Below are 23,555 nucleotides of genomic sequence, written 5' to 3' on the forward strand. Positions count from 1 at the left end.
TGCAGGAACAGGATCATGAAACGCATCACCTTGATGCCCCCCCCGGTACTGCCGGCACAACAGCCGATGAAGGCAGAGAACATCAACAGCATGGGCAGAAAAGAGGGCCACTCCGCATAGCTGGTCGTGCTGTACCCCGTGGTCGTGCCCAGAGACACCGCTTGGAACAGGCCATGGTTGAGCGCATCCTGCCAGGTATCGTAGTGGCCGTGGAACAGCAGAGAGACGAAACAGATCAGCACCAGCACGCACTGGATGCTCAGAAACACCTTGAGCTCGGAGTCACGCAGATAACTGCTCACGCGCACCGGCTTGTGGGCAAACACCATGAAGTGAAGCGCGAAGTTGACGCTCGCCAGCAGCAGGAACACCACTGTGATCAGGTTGATGGCCGGGCTGTCGAAGAAACCGATGCTGGCGTCGTGGGTCGAGAACCCCCCAACCGACAAGGTGGAGAAGGAGTGGCAGATGGCATCGAACAACGTCATTCCCGCCATCCAGTACGCGAGAGCGCAGAGGGAAGTCAGCAACAGATAGATGAACCAGAGCGCCTTGGCCGTCTCGGCGATGCGCGGGGTCACCTTGTTGTCCTTGACGGGCCCCGGGATCTCGGCGCGATAGAGCTGCATGCCCCCGATACCCAGCAGTGGCAGCACGGCCACCGCCAGCACGATGATCCCCATGCCACCGAGCCATTGCAGCAGCTGGCGGTAGAAGAGAAACGCCTTGGGCAAATTGTCCAGCCCGGTCAGCACCGTTGCGCCCGTGGTAGTCAGGCCGGAAAACGACTCGAAAAATGCCTCCGAGACCGACATGTTCGGCACGTCGCTGATGATGAAGGGGACGGCACCCACGCTCCCCAGCACCACCCAGAACAGCACCACGATGAGGAAGCCTTCCTTGGACCTGAGTTCCTTTTTCTGGTGGCGGTTGGGGAACCAGAGCAGGAGGCCGAGCAGGAGGGCTATGACGAAGGAGTTGACGAACTCGGTACCACCGCCATCACGATACCCAAAAGCGACCATCGCGGGCAGCAGCATGGTCGAGCTGAACAGGGCAACCAGCAGACCGACGATACGAATGATGCTCAGAATCTGCATTCCGGCTCCCTCTTCAGACTAAAAGAGCGATGGATTCTAGCCATCTAAGGGACGAAGGGATACCCGACCCTGGGTCCGGTCGGTCAATTCCTGTGCGATACGGGCCCAGAGTGCAGACTCCCACGCTACCTGAAGGGTGACGCTGGCACCATAATCGGCCACCAGCAACTGCCCTTGATGGGCAGAGATGAGGGACTCCACGGCCCCCATGTCGGTGTAGTCACACTGGATCACGGAAGAGGTCAGCTGACGCTTGATACAGGTTTCAAGTTGCTTGAGTGCTGCCCCCACACCACCGCCATAGGCCTTGACCAGGCCACCGGTCCCCAGCAGCACACCACCGTAATAGCGCACCACCACGGCGGCGACTTCACCCAGACCGGCCCCCATCAACTGGGCCAGCATGGGTTTGCCCGCCGTGTCCGAGGGTTCGCCATCATCACTGAAACCATAAACCTGGCTGTCTTGGGGGGCGCCGGCGACAAAAGCCCAGCAGTGATGCCGGGCTCCCGGGTGTTGCTGTTTGATCTCGTCTATCCAGGCCTTGGCGGCCTCGACGGTCGGAGTGTGGGCGATGTAGGTAATGAAGCGGCTCTTCTTGATCTCCTCGCTCACCTCCAGCGGGGCTGCCGGTATGGGGTAATCCGTCGCCATCAGAGCCCTGCTTGTCTGGTCAGGTTCTCCACCCCGTTGGCATGCAGCACCACGTTGTCCTCGATGCGAATGCCACCATAGGGACGCAGCGCCTCCACCTTGTTCCAGTTGATCCGCTTGCCCTGCTCACCCTGGCGCAGCGGCTCCAGCAGGCTGTCGATGAAGTAGAGGCCGGGCTCTATGGTGAAGACCTGACCCACTTCGATCACCCGGGTGCAGCGCAGATAGGGGAACTGCTCGGGGGCCGCCAGGTGGGTGCCGCGCTCATCCTGCATGAAGCCGCCGGCATCGTGTACCTGCAGGCCGAGGAAGTGACCGAGACCGTGGGGGAAGAAGACATTGGTCACCCCGGTGTGGATCATCTCGTCCACCGACATGTCTACCAGTTCGGTGGCTTGCAGCAGGCGCGCCAGCCTGTGGTGCATCTGCAGGTGCAGCTCGCTGTAGCGGCGGCCCGGCTTGATCTCGTCGATGATCTCTTGTTGCTGTGCATCCAGCGCTGCGATCAGATCGGCGAACTCACCGCGGCGCCAGGCCCAGGTCCGGGTAATGTCGGAGGCATAACCGTGCACGTCCACACCGGCATCGATGAGGAAGGAGTAACGTTCCGCATCGGGCACCCGCTGGGTGGAGAGATGGGTGTAGTGCAGGATGGCCGCATTGCGGTTGATGGCAACAATGTTGCCGTAGGGCGCCTCATTGGCCCCCTGCCCGACCGCCTTCATGTAGGCCAGGTTGATCTCGAACTCGCTCGCCCCCGCCATGAAGGAGTCCTTGGCCGCGATGTGACCGCGCACGCCGATGCGGTTGGCATCGCGAAGACATTCCAGCTCATAGGGCGTCTTGTAGGCACGGTGGTAGTGCAGGTAGTTGAGGACCGCCTCCGGATTGGGCTGACCCAGTCCCAGCAGCTCGGCCACTTCCAGATGGCCGCCCAGATAGGCCCACTCCTGCTTGTTGGCCGGCAGGTGATCGGCAACCTGCTCCGGGCGAGTCAGGAAGCGAATGTCGAAGAAGTCGACCCAGAAGGCGTTGGGCAACTCCGCCACCTTGTGCCAGAAGTCCACCGGCCGGTAGAACAGCAGCACCGGCTTGCTCACGCCATCCACCAGCAACCAGCAGTGAGGGTTGTCCAGCACCGGCAACCAGGCCTTGAACTGGGGATTCACCTTGAAGGGATAATCCTGGTCATCGAGGAAGATGCGATGAGTCTGGCCGGAGTGAATAGCGAGACCGCCAAGACCCTGTTGTTGCAGGATGTCGCGGGTACGCTGCTGAAGGGTGTCGAGATGCTGGGCAAAAAGTTGGCTGTAACTGCTCATGGCGTCCTGCTCCGGGCGAATGTGACTTCAGCATAACATCAAGCGAATCAAGGCTCGAGCCACCCGGCTTTCGCTTCGTGAGGTAACGCATAGGTTACAGGCTTTTTGTTATGAAGATAAAACAGACAATTAACAAACAAAGAACAATTCAATACACTGCCCACAGACAGTAGATATCAGCCGTCAGGAACGACTCATGCAAAACCTTTGTCTGTGGACACCGGATCAGGACAGGATGCAGCACTCCAACCTCCACCAGTTCATGGCCGAGGTCAATCACTTCCATGGCCTGCAACTACGCAGCTATGCCGACCTGTATCAATGGTCGGTGGAGAAGACCACCCGCTTCTGGCCCCTGGTGTGGCAGCACTGCGGCGTCAAGGGCGAACTTGGCAACATTGTGGCGGAGAACCGCCAGGATATGCAGCGCGCCCGCTGGTTCCCCGACAGCCAGCTCAACTTCGCCGAGAACCTGCTGCGCCGTCAGGATGAGAGCCCGGCCATTATCTCCCGCATCGAAGGGGGCCCAAGCCGGACCCTGAGCTGGCATGAGCTGGCAGATCAGGTCGCCCGCCTGGCCCAGTGGCTTCGCAGCCAGGGCATAGGCCGAGGTGATGTGGTCGCAGCCTACCTGCCCAATATCCCGGAAACCGTGGTGGCCATGCTGGCAACCACCAGCCTCGGCGCGATCTGGACCTCCACCAGCCCCGATTTTGGCGAGGCCAGCGTGGTGGAGCGCTTCGGCCAGACCCGTCCCAGGGTGCTGTTCGCGGTGGATGGCTACCGCTACGGCGGCAAGGCCATCGACATTCAGGACAAAGTGGCCAGCGTCGTCGGTCAGCTCGACAGCATAGAGCAGACGGTGCTGATCCCTCTACTCGGCAACCCGCAGCAGCTTGGTCACGACTGGCAGCAACTGCTGGCAAGCCAGCATGATGCCCAGCTCGCCTTCGAGCCCATGGCCTTCAACGACCCGCTCTATATCCTCTACTCCTCCGGCACCACCGGCAAACCCAAGTGCATCGTGCACGGCATTGGCGGCACCCTGCTGCAACACCTGAAAGAGCACCAGTTGCACTGCGACATCAAGCCGGGGGAGCGCATCTTCTACTTCACCACCTGTGGCTGGATGATGTGGAACTGGCTGGTGAGCGCCCTCGCCTCCGGCGCCACCCTGGTGCTCTACGATGGTTCCCCCTTCTACCCGGATGGCAACGTGCTGTGGGATCTGGCACGGGACGAAGAGGTCGCTCTGTTCGGCACCTCGGCCAAGTATCTCGATGCGCTGCACAAACAGGGTTATGCCCCCGTCAATACCCACGACCTGCCTGCCTTGCGCCTCATCTGCAGCACCGGATCCGTGCTGTCGCCGGAGGGGTTTGACTACGTTTACCAGCAGATAAAGCAGAATGTGCAGCTCAGCTCCATCTCTGGTGGCACCGACATCTGCTCCTGCTTCGTCATCGGCAACCCCTTGAGCCCCGTCTATCGCGGCGAGAGCCAGGGGCGCGGCCTCGGTCTCGCGGTGCAGGTATTCAACGAGGCGGGCCAGCCGGTGCTGGGTGAAAAGGGCGAACTGGTCTGCACCAAGCCTTTCCCGGCCCAGCCCATCTACTTCTGGGGTGACGAGAACGGCGACAAATACCACGCCGCCTACTTCGAGCGGTTCGACAACATCTGGTGCCACGGGGACTGGATCGAGCTGACCCCGACCGGCGGCATTCTGTTCTACGGCCGCTCCGACGCCACCCTCAACCCGGGCGGCGTGCGCATCGGCACCAGCGAGATCTACCGCTATGTGGAACAACTCGACGAGGTGGAAGAGAGCATCGTCATCGGCCAGCAATGGAAACAGGACGAGCGGGTGGTGCTGTTCGTCAAGCTCAAGGCGGGTTGCAAGCTGGACGATGGGCTGCGTGAGCGGATTTGCCAGCAGATCAAGCGGCACTGCACCGCCCGTCATGTGCCTGCCCGCATCCTGCAGGTGGATGCCATCCCCCGCACCAAGTCCGGCAAGATAGTGGAGCTGGCGGTGCGGGAAGTGGTGCACAACCGCCCGGTCAACAACACCCACGCCCTCGCCGATCCCGAGGTCCTGAACCAGTATCGCAACCGGCCGGAACTGGCTAGCTGATACCACGCTCATCTCCATCGGAGGCGCCGCAAGGCGCCTCTTTTTTGCCCGTTTTGTGATGAAGAGCTTTTACTCGATAACTGTTAAACAAATGTTTTAAATAGGTGTTGAAAATGTCTCCTTTTGGATCAATAGTGAGCCTCGCCCCCTGCTGGGGATAAAGGAGCACCATTCCCCACAGAGTGGGAACAAGGAGACACTCTCATGATCTACCAAGGCGAAACCCTGACGGTCAGCTACCTCGAAGACGGCATTGCCGAGCTGAGGTTCGATGCCCCGGGTTCAGTCAACAAGCTGGATCGCGCTACCCTGCTCTCCCTGAGCGAAGCGATCGCCGCATTACAGCAACAAGCCGATTTGAAGGGTCTGATCCTCACCTCCGGCAAAGACGCTTTCATCGTCGGCGCCGACATCACCGAATTCCTGGAACTGTTCGATCTGCCGCAAGAAGACCTGCTCGGCTGGCTGAAGAAGGCCAACGACATCTTCAGCGCCATCGAAGATCTGCCGGTGCCCACCCTCTCCGCCATCAAGGGCCATGCTCTGGGCGGCGGCTGCGAGACCATTCTCTCCACCGATTTCCGGTTGGCTGACACCAGCGCCAAGATTGGCCTGCCCGAGACCAAGCTCGGCATCATGCCCGGCTTTGGCGGCACTGTCCGTCTGCCGCGGGTGATCGGTGCCGACAACGCGCTCGAGTGGATCACCACCGGCAAGGATTACCGTGCCGATGACGCCCTCAAGGTGGGTGCCATCGATGCCGTGGTCGCCCCCGACGCGCTGCAGAGCGCCGCCGTGCAGATGATCAAGGACGCGATCAAAGGCAAGCTGGACTGGCAGGGCCGCCGCGCCGCCAAGAAGGCCCCGCTGCGCCTCTCCAAACTGGAAGCCATGATGAGCTTCACCACCGCCGCTGGTATGGTTGCCGCCGTGGCGGGCAAACACTATCCGGCCCCCATGGCCGCCGTGAAGACGGTGGAAGCCGCCGCTGGCATGGGCCGTGACGAAGCGCTGGCCGCCGAGGCCGCCACCTTCATCAAACTGGCGAAAACCGACGTGGCCAAGGCGCTGGTCGGTATCTTCCTCAACGATCAACACATCAAGGCGCTGGCCAAGAAGGCCGCCAAGCAGGCAAACAAGGCCACCGGCCATGCCGCCGTGCTGGGTGCCGGCATCATGGGGGGCGGCATCGCCTACCAGTCTGCCAGCAAAGGCATCCCGGCGGTGATGAAGGACATCAACGAGAAGGCGCTGGCACTTGGCATGAATGAGGCCACCAAGCTGCTCAACGGCCAGCTCGAAAAGGGCCGCATCGATGGCATCAAGATGGGCCAGGTGCTCTCTGCCATCACTCCGACCCTGAGCTATGACAACGTCAAGCATGTGGACGTGGTGGTCGAGGCCGTGGTCGAGAACCCGAAAGTGAAGGCGGCCGTGCTGAGTGAAGTGGAAGGCGTGATCGGCGAAGACGCCGTGCTCGCCAGCAACACCTCCACCATCCCCATCTCCCTGCTGGCCAAGGGACTGAAGCGCCCCGAGAATTTCTGCGGCATGCACTTCTTCAACCCGGTGCACCGCATGCCACTGGTGGAGATCATCCGCGGCGAGCAAACTTCCGATGAAACCATCAACCGCGTGGTGGCCTACGCCGCCGCCATGGGCAAGTCCCCGGTGGTGGTCAACGACTGCCCCGGCTTCTTCGTGAACCGCGTGCTGTTCCCTTACTTCTTCGGCTTCAACAAGCTGGTCGCCGATGGCGCCGACTTCGCCGCCGTCGACAAGGTGATGGAGAAGGAGTTCGGCTGGCCCATGGGCCCTGCCTACCTGCTGGATGTGGTCGGCATCGACACCGGGCACCACGCCGGTGACGTGATGGCGCAAGGCTTCCCGGCGCGCATGAGCAAGGAAGGTCGTACCGCCATCGACGTAATGTATGACGCCAGCCGCTTCGGTCAGAAGAACGGCAAGGGCTTCTACGCCTACGAGCAGGACAAGAAGGGCAAGCCGAAGAAGGTGGCCGACGCAGCCAGCTACGAGCTGCTGGCCCCCATCGTCAAGCCGAAGCAGGATTTCGACAAGGAGGCCATCATCGCCCGCATGATGATCCCGATGATCAACGAGGTGGTGCTCTGCCTGGAAGAGGGCATTGTCGCCACGCCAGCCGAAGCCGACATCGCGCTGGTCTACGGTCTGGGCTTCCCTCCCTTCCGCGGCGGCGTGTTCCGCTATCTGGACACCATTGGCCTGGATCGCTACGTGGCCATGGCCGACCAGTATGCCGACTTGGGCCCGCTCTACCGCGTCAGCGACAAGCTGCGCGAGATGGCCGCCCAGGGCAACACCTTCTACTGATTGCGGAAAGGAGATCCATTCATGAAAGACGTAGTCATTGTCGACTGTATCCGGACCCCCATGGGCCGGTCCAAGGGCGGCGCCTTCCGCAACGTGCGTGCAGAAGACTTGTCCGCGCACCTGATGAAATCCATCCTGCTGCGCAACCCCAACCTCGACCCGAACGAGATCGAGGATATCTACTGGGGCTGCGTGCAGCAGACCCTGGAGCAGGGCTTCAACATCGCCCGCAACGCCGCCCTGCTGGCCGGCATCCCGAAACAGGTGGGGGCGGTCACCGTCAACCGTCTGTGCGGCTCCAGTATGCAGGCGCTGCATGATGCCTCTCGCGCCATTCAGGTAGGTGATGGGGATATCTTCATCATCGGTGGCGTCGAGCACATGGGTCATGTGCCGATGAGCCACGGGGTAGACTTCCACCCCGGCATGGCCAAGTCGGTGGCGAAAGCCTCCGGCATGATGGGGTTGACCGCCGAGATGCTCGGCAAGCTGCACGGCATCAGCCGATCGCAGCAGGACGAGTTTGCCGCTCGCTCCCACCGCCGCGCTCACGCTGCCACCGTGGAAGGGCGTTTTGCCAAGGAGATCGTCGGGCTGGAAGGCCATGACGCCAGCGGCGCCCGCTTCTTCTACGACTATGACGAGGTGATCCGCCCCGAGACCACGGTCGATGGCTTAAGCCAGCTGCGCCCGGTGTTTGACCCGGTCAACGGCACCGTCACCGCCGGCAGCTCCTCGGCCCTGTCCGATGGCGCCGCCGCCATGCTGGTGATGAGTGCGGATCGCGCCAAGGCCCTCGGCCTCACGCCCCGCGCCAAGGTACGTGCCATGGCCATCGCCGGCTGTGACGCCGCCATCATGGGTTACGGCCCGGTGCCGGCCACCCAGAAAGCGCTCAAGCGAGCCGGTCTGACCGTCGGCGACATCGACCTGTTCGAGCTGAACGAGGCGTTTGCCGCCCAGTCCCTCCCCTGCGTGAAGGATCTGGGTCTGCAGGACCTGATGGATGAGAAGGTGAACCTCAACGGTGGCGCCATCGCCCTGGGTCACCCGCTCGGCTGCTCCGGCGCCCGCATCTCCACCACCCTGATCAACCTGATGGAAGAGAAGGACGCCACCCTGGGAGTCGCCACCATGTGCATCGGCCTGGGTCAGGGCATCGCCACCGTGTTCGAACGGGTGTAAGTGAATCGCCCCTGACTGCTCACAGGTCAGGGACGCCGCCTCGGGGCGGCAACAACAGACAGAAGGCGGCCCTGCTTCCCGGCACAGCGGCCCCATCACGAATACCGGGTCGGCCTGCCGATCCTGCTGTCGAGTCTGTGGAACGCGCCACACGGGGTGCGCTCCTGCCGTCGGAATCTGCGTGTTGGCCGGCCCGTTTGGGTCGGCCTTTTTTATTCTTTTCCCGCGATCGGGGCCAATCCTGAGGCTATATTGCCCATAACTTCACATTAGAGGGGGGGCTTGCTTGCTTTTTGCTCCCCCGACAGGTTCAATCTGCACAAAAAAATGGGTGGATGCACATACATATGTCAACGAGCAAACAACTGCTTATCGTCGACGACGATCGGGAGATCCGCGAGCTGCTCAACGAGTACCTGACCCGGGCTGGTTTCGAGGTACTGACCGCGGCCGAAGGGAACGAGATGCGCCAACAACTGGCCCAGCACAGCCCGGACCTCATCATTCTGGACATCATGATGCCCGGCGACGACGGCTTTACCCTCTGCCAGCAGATCCGCCGCGACTCCCAGGTACCCATCATCATGCTCACCGCCGCCTCCGACGAAGCGGATCGGGTGATCGGTCTGGAACTTGGCGCCGACGACTACATCGCCAAGCCGTTCAGCCCGCGCGAACTGCAGGCCCGCATCAAGGCGCTGCTGCGCCGCGCCGAATTCCGCCAGCCGGAGAAAGAAAAGGAACCGAGCCGTCGGCTGCGCTTCGCCGAGTGGACCCTGGACACTCTGAGCCACCAGCTGACCCACGAAGATGGCAGCCTGCTGGATCTCTCCGGCAGCGATGCCCTGCTGCTCGGCATGTTCCTGCAGCAGCCCGGCGTGGTGCTGGACAGGGATACCATCTCGGACGCCACCCGCGGTCGCGAGAGCCTGCCCATGGAACGCGGCATCGATGTGCAGATCAGCCGCCTGCGCCAGAAGCTGGGTGACAACGGCAAGAGCCCGCGCATCATCAAGACCATTCGCGGCAGCGGCTACATGCTGATAGCCGAAGTCCACGAGATCCCGTAACAGACAGACGCTGCGGCGAGACCTTGAACGGGCAGAAGAGAGACCCATCACGGGGCAACGGCAAGGCACAGAGGTAAGCACCCCATGCTGATCGACAAGAGACACACGCTGCCATGACGGGGCAGAAGTTCTGGCGGGCCCTGGTGCCCCGCTCCCTGCTGTCGCGGATGCTGCTGCTGTTGCTGCTCGCCATCCTGCTCTCCCAGACCATCCTCACCGGCATCTGGATGCAGCAGATCCAGAAGCGGGAGCTGGAGGGCATGCTCAGCACCACCCGCAACCTGGCGCTGTCGGCGGCTTCCACCGTCAACTTCTTCAAGTCCCTGCCCCTGCAATACCGCCACATCGCCCTGGATCAGCTGCGCAACATGGGGGGCAGCCGCTTCTTCGTCTCCCTGAACGAGGAAGAGATCCACATCAGCGCCATCCCCGACAGCGAGCGCAAGACGCTGGTGCTCAAAGAGGTGCAGGAGGTGCTCAGCCGCAAACTCTCCGACGCCATGGCGATCAAGGTAGACTTCTCCCGCCCCGAGGAGCTGCACGTCTTCAACAACGACACCCTGCTGGCGGATCTCCCCTCCTCCTGGGCCCGCTACACCCTGTCCCTGGAGCCTATCAATCCGCCGGTGCTGGTGACCCAGATCGAGATAGAACCAGGGGAGTGGCTCTATCTGGCGGCCCTGCTGCCCGCCCCCTACATGACGCTGGATGACACCGTGATGCCGAGCAACCAGGTGCGTTTCATCGCCCTGATGACGGTCTTCCTCTGCTTCTTCACCTTCATGCTGGTGCGCTGGCAGACCCGCCCCCTGCGTCGCCTCGCCAAGGCGGCGGTCAACCTCGGCAAGGACATCGACCAGCCGTCCCTCAAGGAGGAGGGTGCCTCCGAAATCGTGGCGGCGACCCGCGCCTTCAACATCATGCAGCAGCGCATTCGCCGCTTCATCGACGATCGGGAGCGCCTCTTCAGCTCCATCTCCCACGACCTCAAGACCCCCATCACCCGGCTGCGACTACGGGTCGAACTGCTGGACGACGAGGTGCAGATCGCCAAGTTCAACAAGGACCTGGACGAGCTGGAGCTGATGGTCAAAGGGGCGCTGCAGACGGTCAAAGAGACGGACATTCACGAGAACCTCGAGCAGATCGACGTCAACGCCCTGCTGGAGCAGATGGCGGAGGCCATGAACCTGCACGAGGATCTGCTCACCATCGAGGGCCACTGCAAGTGGCCCTATCGCGGCAAGCTGCTGGCCCTCAAGCGCTGCATCGGCAACCTGGTGGACAACGGCATCAAGTACGGCCAGAAGGTGCGCATCATCATCATGGATGACGAGGAGATGTTGATCCTCTTCATCATGGACGAGGGGCCCGGTCTGCCGGACGATCAGTTCGAGCGCATCTTCGAGCCCTACTACCGCCTCAGCACCGATGCCGCCGGCACCGGGCTGGGCCTTGGCATCGCCCGCAACATAGCCCACGCCCACGGCGGCGACCTGGTGCTGGAAAATCGCCCCCAGGGCGGCCTGCAGGCCACCCTCTCCCTACCAAGGCAGTAATGTATGAAGTGGTTGTCTTTTTCTGTCATCGCCCTGCTCTCCCTGCCCGTCTGCGCCTCCCAGGTGGAGGTATTGCACTGGTGGACCTCCGGCGGCGAGGCCAGGGCCGTGGAAGTGCTCAAGTCCGAGTGGGCCGAACAGGGCAACCAGTGGAACGACTTCGCGGTACAGGGGGGGGGCGGCAAGAGCGCCATGACGGTGCTCAAGAGCCGGGCCCTGGCGGCAAACCCGCCGGAGGCGGCCCACCTCAAGGGGTTCGAGCTGCACGAGTGGGGCAGCCTGGGCTTTCTGCGCGATCTCACCCCCATGGCCGAGCACCTCGGCTGGTACCCTCAGCTGCCCCCCATGGTGCGCGACACACTCAGCCAGAACGGCGCCCTGATGGCGGTCCCCACCGGCATCCACCGGGTCAACTGGCTGTGGCTCAACCGCAAGGTATTCGAGCGACAGGGGCTCAAGCCCCCCACCGACTGGGCCCAGTTCGTGGCGGTTGCGGACAAGCTCAAGGAGCAGGGCATCACCCCCCTCGCCATCGGTAACGAACCCTGGCAGATCGCGGTGCTGTTCGAAACGGTGGCCCTCGGCGAAGGGGGCAAGAGCTTCTATCGCAAGGCCTTCCTCGAACAGGACAGCACCACCCTGACCGGCCCAGACATGGTGCGGGTGCTGACCCGCTTCCAGCAGTTGCGCGCCTATGTACCCGAGAAATACGCCGGCCTGAAGTGGCACCAGGCCACCAACCTGCTGGAGAGCGGCGGCGCCGCCATGCAGGTGATGGGGGACTGGGTGAAAGGGGAGCTGAGTGCAGGCAACTACCGCCCCGGCGAGGATATCGAGTGCCTGCCAAGCCCGGGCAGCCAGGGGCTGTTCAGCTACAACCTCGACTCCATCGCCATGTTCAAGCAGCGGGATCCCGCCCAGTTGCAGGCCCAGGGCGAGCTGGCCAGGCTGTTGATGACGCCGCGCTTTCAGGAGGAGTTCAACCGGGTGAAGGGCTCCATCCCGGCGCTCATCAAGCCGGACATGAGCAAGTTCGATCGCTGCGCCATCCGCTCCTATCAGGATTTCCTCCACGCCGAGCAACAGGACAACCTGCTGCCCAGCATGGCGGAGGGGATGGCGGTGCCCACCAACATGCGCCAGGGGATCATGGATGTGCTGAGCAGCTTCTTCAACGACGCCAGGGCCAACCCCGAGCAGACGGCGCAGCAGTTGGAGCGCGCCATGCGCTCGACCCGTTCCGGCGCGGAGCAGAAATGACAAAGGCGGACATCGTCCGCCTTTGAGTGCCGAGAGCCAGGCTCTCAGGAGGGATCGTTCTCGTCCTCATCCTCGTCGTAGTAGTCGCTGAGCTCGATCCAGAGCCCCAGTCCGATCATCACCATGGAGCCGAACCAGGTACCGGTATTACCGATCGGGCTGCCCAGCACTATCATGGCGAATGACAAGAACCCCATGCCTGCGTAGGCTTGCAATCTGCCGTAGGAGACCTGCATATTCACACCTCCTTGTTGAATATGGTTCAATTTTTATATTACTCATCGAGCGAAGCCTGGGTAGAGCCGGTTCACATTTTGGTAGCATATGCTGCATAACCGCCCCGTGGTTTGATTATTTTTTCGCCGCGAGTATCATTGCTGGCCGAATTGGTTGAAGGTTGATTATTGATGAGTGCTTTATTCTGCGACGCAACGCACGAGTTGGACGCAATCGGGCTTCGTTGCCCCGAGCCCGTGACGATGGCGCGCAAGAAGGTGCGGCTGAAGGTTGATTATTCATGAGTACTGTATTCTGCAATGCGACCCACGAGCTGGACGCAATCGGGCTTCGTTGCCCCGAATCCGTGACGATAGCGCGCAAGAAGGTGCGGCTGAAGGTTGATTATTCATGAGTACTGAATTCTGCAATGCGACCCACGAGCTGGACGCAATTGGGCTTCGTTGCCCCGAACCCGTGATGATGGTTCGCAAGAAAGTGCGGCTGATGGCGGATGGGGAGACCCTGCTGGTCAGCGCCGACGACCCCTCCACCACCCGCGACATTCCCAGCTTCTGCCGCTTCATGGACCATACCCTGGTCGCCAGCGAGACTGAGCAGGCCCCTTACCGCTACCTGATCCGCAAGGGTCAATAACCCCGTACCGGAGCAAACATGACATCCATTACCCGTATCGGGACCACCCAGCGCTGGTCTGATGTGGTCATCCACAACGGCACCCTCTACGTGGTGGAAGTGCCCGCCACCGAGACCGCCGACATCCACCAGCAGACCCGTGAAGTGCTGGAAAGCCTGCAGCGTCTGCTGGAAGCCAACGGTTCCGGCGTCGACAGGATCCTGATGGCCAACATCTATCTCAAGGACATTGAAGACATCGCCGCCTTCAACGCGCAGTGGGATGCCTGGATCCCGGCCGGCACAGCCCCCGTTCGCGCCTGTGTACAGGCCCGTCTCGCCCACGAAGGCTACAAGGTGGAAGTGCAGCTGACTGCGGCTGTCTAAACAAAGCAGGATGCCTGGCTCCCCTGATGCAGACACAGCCCCCGTTCGTGCCTGCGTGCAGGCCCGTCTCGCCCACGAAGGCTACAGGGTGGAAGTACAGCTCACTGCCGCTGTCTAAACAAAGCGGGATGCCTGGCTCCCCTGATGCCGACACAGCCCCGGGCCGCGCCTGCGTGCAGGCCCGTCTCGCCCACGAAGGCTACAGGGTAGAAGCGCAGCTCACAGCCGCTGTCTAAACAAAGCGGGATGCCTGGCTCCCCTGATGCCGACACTGCCCCGGTCCGCGCCTGCGTACAGGCCCGCCTCGCCCACGAAGGCTACAGGGTAGAAGTGCAGCTGACTGCCGCTGTCTAAGAGGCGGTTATCCCCTCATCCCCGACCCTTCTCCCGCAAGGGGAGAAAGGGGCAAGGAGCAAAGGGCACGCACCGGCGCCAATAGAAAGGCCCCGCCATCGCTGGCGGGGCCTTTTTCATGACTGCAACGCAGGCCGCTTAGGCGGTCGGGGTCAGGGTGATGGTCACCCGACGGTTCTGGGCCTTGCCTTCGGCGGTGCTGTTGCTGGCCACCGGCTGATCCGGGCCCACACCACTGATGGCGATGCGGCTGCCGGACACGCCCTGGCCGATCAGCTGGGCGGCGACGGCATCGGCGCGATCCCGGGAGAGCTTCATGTTCAGCTCGCGGGAGCCGGTGCTGTCGGTGTGGCCAACCACGTTCAGACGGGTCTTGTCGAACTCGGCAACCACCAGGGCCACGCCGGACAGGGTGTTGGCACCGGCAGCTTTCAGCTGGGCGCTGGAGCTGTCGAAGGTGACGTTGTTCGGCATGTTGAGGATCAGCTGATCACCGTTGCGGGTCACGCTGACGCCGGTGCCTTGCAGCTTCTCGCGCAGCTTGGCTTCCTGCACATCCATGTAGTAACCGATACCACCACCCAGGGCCGCACCGGCGGCGACGCCAGTCAGGATGCCCTTTTTGCGATCGCCCTTGCTGGAGGAGAGCGCCCCCACGGCTGCGCCGGTCGCCGCACCCGCCAACGCGCCCCAGGCGCCCTTGGAGGTCTGGGATTCACCGGTATAGGGGTTGGTGGTACAGCCAGTGATGGCGACGGTCAGGGCAAGTGCAGGAACCAGTTTCTTGAAATGCATGAAAAAACCTCTGAAAAAGAACGACTCTAGCCGATGGCCGCGCATTCTAACCCAGAGAGGCGCCAGAGTGTGACGCGCGCATTGCGAAGATGGGCAGGGGGCAACACGCCCCCCTGCCCCTAGCGACTTACCCGGTGCAGGCCCTCTTCGGACGGGCCCGCATCAATATTTGATATCCCGGGCCTTGTCTCGCCCCTCCTGCTTGTTGTCACGATGCTCCTGGCGGCAGTCGGCATTGCCCACCACCCCCTCACGACACGCCTGTTTCGCGTCACGGGACTCCTGACGGGTATCCTGACGCACATCGCGGGCGTCACGGCGCTCCTGGGCCTGCTTGGTGGCCTGTGCAGGCAGGGTGGCCAGCAAGGCGGTGGCGGCAAGCAACGCCAATACGGACTTCTTCATGATGGCTCCTTCGCCAGACAACCTGAACCGGTCCGGCGTCTTTCAATGATAGGGGAGGGGCAAGATCCCGGTAGCGCCAACTCGGCCCTCGGGGGCGTCGTCTGTGCAGCCTCGGACCTTCTTGCACAGGGCCAGCTTCCCCTCGTGTTTACCCTGACGAGCGACATCATCCCCAGGGTGCAGCCGATCAGGCCGGGGGAGAGAGGGCGAACGGCGCTCAGTGACACGGGACTCCCTCGTGATGGCGCTCCCGATGGTGAACCCGTGTGACTGTATCCCGGCTGTACCAAGGGGCGAAAAGGCTCCCGGCCCGGCGCAACAGAACATGCTCCCGGGGTCTGGAGTGGTTGCCCCCCAGATGCGGGTTGTCTCATAAGAGCCCATGGCCCCAGAGTGGGGGACATTTCTCACGGAGCCATGACCATGTCGTCCCTTTCCCGCCCCGCGCTGCTCATCATCGACATCCAGGTGGGCCTCCTTCACGGCCCGGAAGCCCCCCATGCCGGGGCCGAGACCCTGGCCAACATCAATCGCCTGAGCCAGGCGGCCCGCAGTGCCGCTCTCCCCGTGCTGGCGGTGCGCCACACGGGCCCGGCCAGCAGCCCCATCGCCGCTGGCAGTCCGTTCTGGCAGCTTGCGCCTGAGCTGGTCGTCGGCGAGGCCGATCGGGTGTTCGACAAGCAGCGCCCCAGCGCCTTCCATGGCACCGGTCTCGATGGCTGGCTGAAAGAGGACGGCGTGCAGACCCTGATCATCACCGGCATGAAGACCCAGTACTGCATCGACACCACCTGCCGGGCGGCGGCAGATCTCGGCTACACCGTAGTGCTGGTGAGCGATGCCCATACCTGCATGGACACGCCGCAACTGACCGCCCCCCAGATCATCGCCCATCACAACGCCACCCTGGCCGGCCCCTTCGTGCGGCTGATGAGCAGCGACGAGGTGTGCGAGGCGCTCGGCCGCCCCCTTGAGCCCTGCTGATTCAGAGCAAAAAAGAAGGGAGGCTTGAGCCTCCCTTCTTCGTGCATTTCCCCTTCACGTCGCCGCTGCTTGCTGGCACTCGGCGTGGCAGGGGCAGGTCACCAGATGATCGTTCACCATGCCCACCGCCTGCATGAAGGCGTAGCAGATGGTGCTGCCGACGAAGGTAAAGCCGCGTTTCTTGAGCGCTTTCGACATGGCATCCGACTCCGGCGAGGTCGCCGGAATGTCGCCGTTGCCCTGGCGCTGGTGGACGATGGGGGCGCCGCCGACAAAGCTCCACAGATAATCGACGAAGTCGATGCCTTCAGCCTCCAGCGCCAGATAGGCGCGGGCGTTTTTGATGATCGACTGCACCTTGAGCCGGTTGCGGATAATGCCGCTCTCCTGCATCAGCCGCTCCACATCCTGCTCATCGAACTGCACGATACGCTGTGGATCAAAGTCGGCATAGGCGCGGTAATAGCTCTCGGTGCGCTTGAGGATGGTGATCCACGACAGCCCCGCCTGCTGGCCATCGAGGCAGAGCTTGGCAAACAGCTCGCGGGCGTCATACACCGGCCTGCCCCACTGCTTGTCATGGTATTCGATGTATTCCGGGTCTCTGGTCACCCAGGCGCAGCGCAGTTCCATTTCCTCTCCCCTGTTTTTCATCGGCCATCGGCAGGCCGCTTGTGTCGGCGACATCATAGGGCAAGCGGCAACATAGCCCCACTAATCCCCTGTAATTTCGCCTATTATCCGACCATGCCAGACGGTATACTCCCTCGGTTCACATTCAGCAAATCTTGCTCTGATTTCATTTCGCGCGAAAAACACTATGCAAAAATTCGATGTCAAAACCTTTCAGGGCCTGATCCTGCAGTTGCAGGACTATTGGTCCCGCCAGGGCTGTACCATCATTCAGCCGCTGGATATGGAAGTGGGTGCCGGTACCTCCCACCCCATGACCTGCCTGCGCGCCCTGGGCCCGGAGCCCATCGCCTGCGCCTACGTACAACCGTCCCGCCGTCCGACTGACGGCCGCTACGGTGAGAACCCGAACCGCCTGCAGCACTACTACCAGTTCCAGGTGATCATCAAGCCTTCCCCCGACAACATTCAGGAACTCTATCTGGGCTCCCTGAAAGAACTGGGTATGGATCCTGAAATCCACGACATCCGCTTCGTGGAAGACAACTGGGAAAACCCGACGCTGGGCGCCTGGGGTCTGGGTTGGGAAGTGTGGCTGAACGGCATGGAAGTGACCCAGTTCACCTACTTCCAGCAAGTTGGCGGCCTCGAGTGCAAGCCGGTCACCGGCGAGATCACCTACGGTCTCGAGCGTCTGGCCATGTACATTCAGGGCGTGGACAGCGTCTACGATCTGGTCTGGTCTGACGGCCCGCTTGGCAAGACCACCTACGGCGACGTATTCCACCAGAACGAAGTGGAGCAATCCACCTACAACTTCGAACACGCCGATGTGGAGTTCCTGTTCCACTGCTTCGAGCAGTACGAGAAGGAAGCCCAGAATCTGCTGGCACTGGAAAAACCGCTGCCGCTGCCTGCCTACGAGCGCATCCTCAAGGCCGCTCACTCCTTCAACCTGCTGGATGCCCGCAAGGCCATCTCGGTCACCGAGCGTCAGCGCTACATCCTGCGCATTCGCACCCTGACCAAGGCCGTGGCAGAGGCATACTACGCCTCCCGCGAAGCGCTGGGTTTCCCCATGTGTCAGCGCACAGAGAACAAGCAAGGTTAAGGAACGGACATGGCACAACATACATTTCTGGTAGAGATCGGTACTGCTGAGCTGCCGCCCAAAGCCCTGCGCTCCCTGGCCGAAGCCTTTGCCGACAACTTCAAAGCCGAACTGACCAAGGCCGATCTGGCCTTTGGCGACGTCGAGTGGTTTGCCTCACCGCGCCGTCTGGCGCTGAAGGTGAGCGGGCTGGCTGGCGAACAGCCGAGCAAGAGCGTCGAGAAGCGCGGCCCGGCCGTAGCACAGGCGTTCGATGCCGAAGGCAAGCCGACCAAGGCCGCCGAAGGCTGGGCCCGTGGCAACGGCATCACCGTTGAGCAGGCCGAGCGTCTGGTCACCGACAAGGGCGAGTGGCTGGTTCACACCGCCAAGGTCGAAGGCCGTCCGGCCAAAGAATTGCTAGGCGAACTGGTTGCCTCTGCACTGGCCAAGCTGCCGATCCCGAAAATGATGCGCTGGGGCGACAAGACCATCCAGTTCGTGCGTCCGGTCTTCACCGTGACCCTGCTGCTGGATGGGGATCTGGTGCCCGCCCACATTCTGGGTATCGACTCTGCCCGCACCATCCGCGGCCACCGCTTTATGGGCGAGAGCGAATTCACCATCGACAACGCCAGCCAGTACCCGCAGATCCTGCAGGAGCGCGGCATGGTGATTGCCGACTTTATGGCGCGCAAGGCCAAGATCAAGGCTGACGTCGAAGCGGCCGCTGCCGCCTTCGGTGGCGTGGCCGATCTGGACGATGCCCTGCTGGAAGAAGTGACCGCACTGGTCGAATGGCCTGTGGTGCTGACCGCCAACTTCGAAGAGAAGTTCCTGGCCGTGCCGGCTGAAGCGCTGGTGCACACCATGAAGGGTGACCAGAAGTACTTCCCGGTCTACGACAAGAGCGGCAAGCTGCTGCCGAAGTTCATCTTCGTCACCAATATCGAGTCCAAAGACCCGAGCCAGATCATCAGCGGCAACGAGAAGGTGGTTCGCCCCCGTCTCTCTGACGCCGAGTTCTTCTTCAAGACCGACCTCAAGCAAACTCTGGCCTCCCGCCTGCCGCGCCTTGAAACCGTGCTGTTCCAGCAACAGCTGGGCACCGTCAAAGCCAAGGTCGAGCGCATCGAGACCGTCGCCGGCTTTATCGCCGAGCGTATCGGTGCCGACGTGGCTCAGGCCAAGCGTGCCGGTCTGCTCTCCAAGTGTGACCTGATGACCAACATGGTCGGCGAGTTCACCGACACCCAGGGTGTCATGGGGATGCACTACGCCCGTCACGATGGCGAAGACGAAGCGGTGGCCGTGGCCCTCAACGAGCAGTACATGCCGCGCTTTGCCGGTGATGCCCTGCCGTCCGGTCTGGTTGCCTGCGCCGTCGCGCTGGCCGACAAGCTCGACACCCTGGCCGGTATCTTCGGCATCGGCATGCTGCCCAAGGGTGACAAGGACCCGTTCGCCCTGCGCCGCGCCGCCATCGGTGCCCTGCGCATCATGACCGAGAAGCAGCTGGATCTGGATCTGGTTGAACTGGTTGAAGAAGCGGTACGCGTCTACGGCGACAAGCTGACCAACAAAACCGTCGTCACCGACGTGGTCGACTTTATGCTGGGCCGCTTCCGCGCCGCCTATCAGGACGAAGGCATCGGTGCCGACGTGGTGCTGGCCGTACTGGCCCGCCGCCCGACCCGTCCTCTCGACTTCGATCGTCGCGTCAAGGCCGTCAGCCACTTCCGTACCCTGGATGCCGCACTGGCACTGGCTGCCGCCAACAAGCGCGTGAGCAACATTCTGGCCAAGGTCGAAGGCGAGTTTCCGACTGCCGTCAAACCGGAACTGCTGGTCGATGCCGCCGAGAAGGCGCTGGCCACCCAGGTTGCCGAACTGCAAGCCGAGCTGGCCCCGCTGTTCGCTGCCGGTGACTATCAGGCTGCCCTCACCCGTCTGGCCGCCCTGCGCGAGCCGGTCGATACCTTCTTCAACGAAGTGATGGTGATGGCCGACGACGAAGCCCTCAAGGCCAACCGTCTGGCGCTGCTGAACAACCTGCGCAACCTGTTCCTGCAAGTCGCGGATATCTCCCTGCTGCAGTGATCTTGGTTGAGTCAGTGATATTAAAAACGGCGCCGTTAAGGCGCCGTTTTTATAAACATCTTGAATTTTTGAGATACTTTTATTTAATTTGATTAAGACTTTTTCATCCGGTTTATAAAACACTCATGCGCTGAAGTAGAAATATCACAACCAAGGTACTTTCTTGATGTATTAACTGCAGCTACCAATGTTGAGCCTGACCCAAAGAAAGAATCGGCAACAACATCATTTTCTAATGAGCTCTGGGATATTAATATTTCAATAATCTCAACTGGTTTTTCAGTAGGATAACCTCGCCATACTCGTTTACACTGCAAAACATCTGGAATACCCAAGTTATTAAGCTTTCGTTTTCCTTTTTCAAAAAACAAGATAAACTCGTATCTTGCCCTATAGTGATATCCCATGCCCATAGAGCATTTATCCCAAACTATAGGCTTCCAAAACTTAAACCCTATTTTTTCCGCCAGCGGCTTGACAATAAACATTGTCTCTTGATCACAGAAAAGATAAAAATGAGTGTTCTTCTTGAGCACCCTATATATTTCTATGAATAACTCCTCGAATCTATCATTTGGGAAGATATCAAACCATTGATTGCTAGAGGACTTACTATCTTTAAGACGCGTAGTTGTTCCTACTTTTCGGTGCTTTTCAAGAGATTCATAAGGAGGATCAGTTATAAAAAGATCAATGCTATTCTTGGGAAGAGTCCTCAACCACTCAATTGCATCCATCTTAAAGATTTCATTCATATAATTTCCAAAAGAACGCAGAAATATTTAGAGGCAGGTTAAAATCCCTGCCTCACTTGCTACCAGATATTATGAGTTGTTACATTTAGGATCACCAGCCTCACAATGAAGCCCTCGGCATTCACGGCAGTAGGATTGTACGATCGTCCTCCCATCCCCCATGTTCCTAATTCCAAACAAGATCTCTACTTCTTCGGCTGTGTTAGCCACTTTACCACATCCCCGACAAGGACAACGAGCATGACTCAAATCAGGCATAGCTTAATCCTCCTTTTTGCATAGCCTTCATTTAATATACTTCGCATCAGATGAAGGACTCAAAGGAGATCAAGTTAGTTTGTGATCTGTATCGTTGTACTAATCATTAAGCCCGTAGGTTCGATTAGCCGTCAGGCGTAATCGGACGTTCGCGTAAATAGACTCTCCCGCCATAACGGCCAGCCAAATTTCCCCTCCGGCTGGCCGCCCCTGCTGCACGGTAACATCCGCAACCAAGCCCGTAGGTTCGATTAGCCGTCAGGCGTAATCGGACGTTCGCGTAAATGGGCTCTCCCGCCATCACGGCCAGCCGAATTTTCCACTCCGGTTGGCCTCTCCTGTTGCACGGCAATAGCCACTATCAACACCTCTCGTTCGTCCGATGACGCTGCGCTAATCGAACCTACGGGGCGACGGAGGCCTACGGAGTATGCTGCTTGGTATTGATCGGTCATTGTCGAATCCATCATGGCCCCGACTTTGCCACACAATCCTCTACCCGATACCCGCCAGCCCCAAGGAATAACCTCTGCCGGCGAGAGAGGAGCTGTTATCCTTTGAGGCAATCTCTCGCGACCCCACGCCTTGAAAGGAACGTCATGGACATACCTGCCGCCCCGTCCTCCACCCTCTGCCAGCAGTGTCATGAGCAGGTGGATCTCGACTTCGACTTCACCATGGCCTTTCAGCCCATCGTCGATTGCAGCCAACGCACTGTCTTCGGCTACGAGGCCCTGGTGCGGGGGCTCAACAACGAGTCGGCGCAGAGCGTGATTGACCGGGTCAACGACGACAACCGCTACCGCTTCGATCAGCTGTGCCGGATCAAGGCCATCGCGCTGGCGGCACGGCTCGGGATGAAGGGGATGCTGAGCATCAACTTCCTGCCCAATGCGGTCTATCGCCCGGAGCGCTGCATCCGCACCACGTTGCAGGCGGCCCGCGAGCATCTCTTTCCCATCGAGCAGATCATGTTCGAGTTCACCGAGGTGGAACAGGTGCAGGACAACCGCCATATTCGCGGCATCGTGGATCACTATCAGGCCCTTGGCTTCAAGACGGCGATCGACGACTTTGGCGCCGGTTACTCGGGCCTGAGCCTGCTGGCCGATTTTCGCCCCGACATCATCAAACTCGATATGCACCTGCTGCGCGGCATCGACCAGGACCCGATCCGTCAGGCCATCGTTCGCCACTGTCTGGCGCTGTTTACGGAGTTGCAGATCACCCCGCTGGCGGAGGGGGTCGAGACCCGCGACGAGATGGCCTGCCTGCGGGAGATGGGCGTCAGCCTGATGCAGGGCTATCTGTTTGCCCGCCCCGGCTTCGAAACCCTGCCCGAGGTGGATTTCGCCAGCCTGTGAGCGGCGCTGGCCGTCTCCCTTGGTTGACGTTCATTCGGACAAGGCGGGACGGGAGGCGGCCTGGAGGATATCCACGGGCGGACGGCAGAAAGCGCTGGACCGGGCAACCCCCTGGGCTAGGATGGGACTGTCACCCTTTGCAACCACCGCTCTGACAGGGACACCATGGCGCAGGTTTCAGGATACCGCTTCTTCGCTCTTTCACTGCTCTTGCTGCTGGCCTTCCAGGTATGGGGGGCGCAAGGCAGAGGCAACATCACACTGGTGAGCTCCCTTGAAACCAGGGAGTCCCCCTATGGTCGCTGGCTCGATCTCATCTATCGGGATGCGTTCGCCCGCCTGGGCTATGACTTCCAGTACCAGGGCTACCCCGGGGGACGGGCCCCCCTGCTGGCAGAGCAGGGACAGGTCGATGGCGAGATCCACCGCGCCGCCAGCTACCAGCAGCAGACCCGCACCCTCCAGCGCGTGCCCGAGCCCCATTTCGCCGTCTCCTATCAGGCCTATGCCCACCAGCCCGGGATCCAGCTGCAGGGGTGGCACAGCCTGCAGGGCACCGGTTATCGGGTCGAGTTTCGCCGTGGCGCCAAGCTGCCGGAGATGATGCTGGGCAAGGTGGTGGCACCGGACCGGCTCTTTGCCATCGCCACCGCCGAGCAGGGGATGGGCAAGCTGCTCAAGGGGCGCAGTGACCTCTATGTGGAGCAGACCCTGATTGCCAGCCAGGCCCTCGCCGCCCTGACGCGCCAGGACCCGGGCTATGCCGGCATCTACTCCGCCGGGGTGATGGAGCTGGCCGATTCTTACGTCTATCTGCACGAACGGCATCGGGATCTGCTGGCCCCCCTTGCCGGCGTGATCCGGCAAATGAAGCAGGACGGCACGGTGGCGCGCTATGAGCAGCAGGCCATGGCGGCTGGGGGCACCAGCCAACCTTAACGT

21 protein-coding genes and 1 pseudogene (1 of these 22 cut by a window edge) are annotated in these 23,555 nt (G+C 61.2%); 14 read left to right on the forward strand and 8 right to left on the reverse strand.

Features of this window, described 5'->3' with window-relative positions:
* The 3 genes in view from H7R73_RS22415 to pepQ are tightly spaced (at most 36 nt apart) and all read right to left on the reverse strand, a layout consistent with a single transcriptional unit that may run on beyond the window.
* Window positions 1–1,100 carry the 5' portion of a TrkH family potassium uptake protein gene (locus H7R73_RS22415; protein ID WP_039041357.1) on the reverse strand. 358 nt of this gene lie to the left of the window's left edge, so 1,100 of the gene's 1,458 nt are visible here — the first part of the coding sequence; the start codon lies at window positions 1,098–1,100; its stop codon lies beyond the left edge, outside the window.
* 36 nt (window positions 1,101–1,136) lie between these two features.
* Window positions 1,137–1,754: a YigZ family protein gene (locus tag H7R73_RS22420; RefSeq protein ID WP_182951419.1), complete on the reverse strand. Its 618-nt coding sequence runs from the start codon at window positions 1,752–1,754 to the stop codon at window positions 1,137–1,139.
* Window positions 1,754–3,076 carry a Xaa-Pro dipeptidase gene (gene pepQ / locus H7R73_RS22425; RefSeq protein ID WP_103260991.1) on the reverse strand — a complete coding sequence of 441 codons (1,323 nt, stop codon included), beginning with the start codon at window positions 3,074–3,076 and terminating at the stop codon, window positions 1,754–1,756. Before pepQ ends, H7R73_RS22420 begins: the two co-directional genes overlap by 1 nt.
* 196 nt (window positions 3,077–3,272) lie before the next feature.
* On the opposite strand from pepQ, the gene H7R73_RS22430 reads away from it, so the two are divergent.
* From H7R73_RS22430 to H7R73_RS22455, 6 genes are all read left to right on the forward strand, one after another.
* Window positions 3,273–5,210 (forward strand): acetoacetate--CoA ligase, encoded by a 1,938-nt coding sequence (locus H7R73_RS22430; RefSeq protein ID WP_103260992.1) that lies wholly within the window; start codon window positions 3,273–3,275, stop codon window positions 5,208–5,210.
* A gap of 204 nt (window positions 5,211–5,414) precedes the next feature.
* Window positions 5,415–7,562: a fatty acid oxidation complex subunit alpha FadB gene (gene fadB / locus H7R73_RS22435; RefSeq protein ID WP_103260993.1), complete on the forward strand. Its 2,148-nt coding sequence runs from the start codon at window positions 5,415–5,417 to the stop codon at window positions 7,560–7,562.
* Between the two features lie 21 nt (window positions 7,563–7,583).
* The gene (gene fadA, locus H7R73_RS22440; protein WP_103260994.1) at window positions 7,584–8,747 is read left to right on the forward strand and encodes an acetyl-CoA C-acyltransferase FadA; all 1,164 of its coding nucleotides are present in this window, start codon (window positions 7,584–7,586) and stop codon (window positions 8,745–8,747) included.
* A gap of 347 nt (window positions 8,748–9,094) precedes the next feature.
* Entirely contained in the window at window positions 9,095–9,817 is a 723-nt protein-coding gene (locus H7R73_RS22445) for a response regulator (protein ID WP_010672413.1), read from the forward strand.
* Between the two features lie 113 nt (window positions 9,818–9,930).
* Window positions 9,931–11,376, forward strand: coding sequence for an ATP-binding protein (locus H7R73_RS22450; RefSeq protein WP_010672412.1), 1,446 nt, complete (start codon window positions 9,931–9,933; stop codon window positions 11,374–11,376).
* Window positions 11,377–11,379: 3 nt separating this feature from the next.
* Entirely contained in the window at window positions 11,380–12,636 is a 1,257-nt protein-coding gene (locus tag H7R73_RS22455; protein ID WP_103260995.1) for an ABC transporter substrate-binding protein, read from the forward strand.
* A 44-nt stretch (window positions 12,637–12,680) separates the two neighbouring features.
* Here the strand turns inward: H7R73_RS22455 and H7R73_RS22460 are convergent, their stop codons facing one another.
* Window positions 12,681–12,872, reverse strand: coding sequence for a hypothetical protein (locus tag H7R73_RS22460; RefSeq protein WP_010672410.1), 192 nt, complete (start codon window positions 12,870–12,872; stop codon window positions 12,681–12,683).
* Window positions 12,873–13,263: 391 nt separating this feature from the next.
* Here H7R73_RS22460 and tusA point away from each other — a divergent pair, with 391 nt between their 5' ends.
* The 3 genes and pseudogenes from tusA to H7R73_RS22490 all read left to right on the forward strand — a co-directional run.
* Complete coding sequence (gene tusA, locus H7R73_RS22470) at window positions 13,264–13,509, forward strand: sulfurtransferase TusA (RefSeq protein WP_041214136.1); 246 nt, start codon at window positions 13,264–13,266, stop codon at window positions 13,507–13,509.
* Between the two features lie 18 nt (window positions 13,510–13,527).
* Window positions 13,528–13,875, forward strand: a complete 348-nt coding sequence (locus tag H7R73_RS22475) for a RidA family protein (RefSeq protein WP_103260996.1) — start codon at window positions 13,528–13,530, stop codon at window positions 13,873–13,875.
* 264 nt (window positions 13,876–14,139) lie between these two features.
* Window positions 14,140–14,229, forward strand: a pseudogene (locus H7R73_RS22490) (endoribonuclease L-PSP); the annotation flags it as partial.
* A 138-nt stretch (window positions 14,230–14,367) separates the two neighbouring features.
* Here the strand turns inward: H7R73_RS22490 and H7R73_RS22495 are convergent.
* Complete coding sequence (locus H7R73_RS22495; RefSeq protein ID WP_010672405.1) at window positions 14,368–15,024, reverse strand: OmpA family lipoprotein; 657 nt, start codon at window positions 15,022–15,024, stop codon at window positions 14,368–14,370.
* A 162-nt stretch (window positions 15,025–15,186) separates the two neighbouring features.
* Window positions 15,187–15,429 (reverse strand): hypothetical protein, encoded by a 243-nt coding sequence (locus tag H7R73_RS22500; protein WP_103260998.1) that lies wholly within the window; start codon window positions 15,427–15,429, stop codon window positions 15,187–15,189.
* A 423-nt stretch (window positions 15,430–15,852) separates the two neighbouring features.
* Here H7R73_RS22500 and H7R73_RS22505 point away from each other — a divergent pair, with 423 nt between their 5' ends.
* Window positions 15,853–16,413 (forward strand): cysteine hydrolase family protein, encoded by a 561-nt coding sequence (locus H7R73_RS22505; protein ID WP_103261000.1) that lies wholly within the window; start codon window positions 15,853–15,855, stop codon window positions 16,411–16,413.
* Window positions 16,414–16,467: 54 nt separating this feature from the next.
* On the opposite strand, the gene H7R73_RS22510 is transcribed toward H7R73_RS22505, so the two are convergent.
* Complete coding sequence (locus H7R73_RS22510) at window positions 16,468–17,046, reverse strand: DNA-3-methyladenine glycosylase I (RefSeq protein WP_103261001.1); 579 nt, start codon at window positions 17,044–17,046, stop codon at window positions 16,468–16,470.
* Between the two features lie 187 nt (window positions 17,047–17,233).
* On the opposite strand from H7R73_RS22510, the gene glyQ reads away from it, so the two are divergent.
* Complete coding sequence (gene glyQ / locus H7R73_RS22515) at window positions 17,234–18,157, forward strand: glycine--tRNA ligase subunit alpha (RefSeq protein ID WP_041212022.1); 924 nt, start codon at window positions 17,234–17,236, stop codon at window positions 18,155–18,157.
* Between the two features lie 9 nt (window positions 18,158–18,166).
* Complete coding sequence (glyS, locus tag H7R73_RS22520; protein ID WP_103261002.1) at window positions 18,167–20,236, forward strand: glycine--tRNA ligase subunit beta; 2,070 nt, start codon at window positions 18,167–18,169, stop codon at window positions 20,234–20,236.
* A gap of 92 nt (window positions 20,237–20,328) precedes the next feature.
* On the opposite strand, the gene H7R73_RS22525 is transcribed toward glyS, so the two are convergent.
* Complete coding sequence (locus H7R73_RS22525; protein ID WP_080989850.1) at window positions 20,329–20,991, reverse strand: DNA-methyltransferase; 663 nt, start codon at window positions 20,989–20,991, stop codon at window positions 20,329–20,331.
* An 857-nt stretch (window positions 20,992–21,848) separates the two neighbouring features.
* Between H7R73_RS22525 and H7R73_RS22530 the strand changes: the two genes are divergently transcribed.
* On the forward strand, window positions 21,849–22,613 hold the full coding sequence (locus H7R73_RS22530; protein ID WP_103261003.1) for an EAL domain-containing protein: 765 nt from the start codon (window positions 21,849–21,851) through the stop codon (window positions 22,611–22,613).
* 165 nt (window positions 22,614–22,778) lie between these two features.
* Window positions 22,779–23,552: a hypothetical protein gene (locus tag H7R73_RS22535; RefSeq protein ID WP_103261004.1), complete on the forward strand. Its 774-nt coding sequence runs from the start codon at window positions 22,779–22,781 to the stop codon at window positions 23,550–23,552.
* Window positions 23,553–23,555: the final 3 nt, after the last annotated feature.

This window comes from Aeromonas sp. WP2-W18-CRE-05 (assembly GCF_014168615.1).
Taxonomy (GTDB): domain Bacteria; phylum Pseudomonadota; class Gammaproteobacteria; order Enterobacterales; family Aeromonadaceae; genus Aeromonas; species Aeromonas caviae.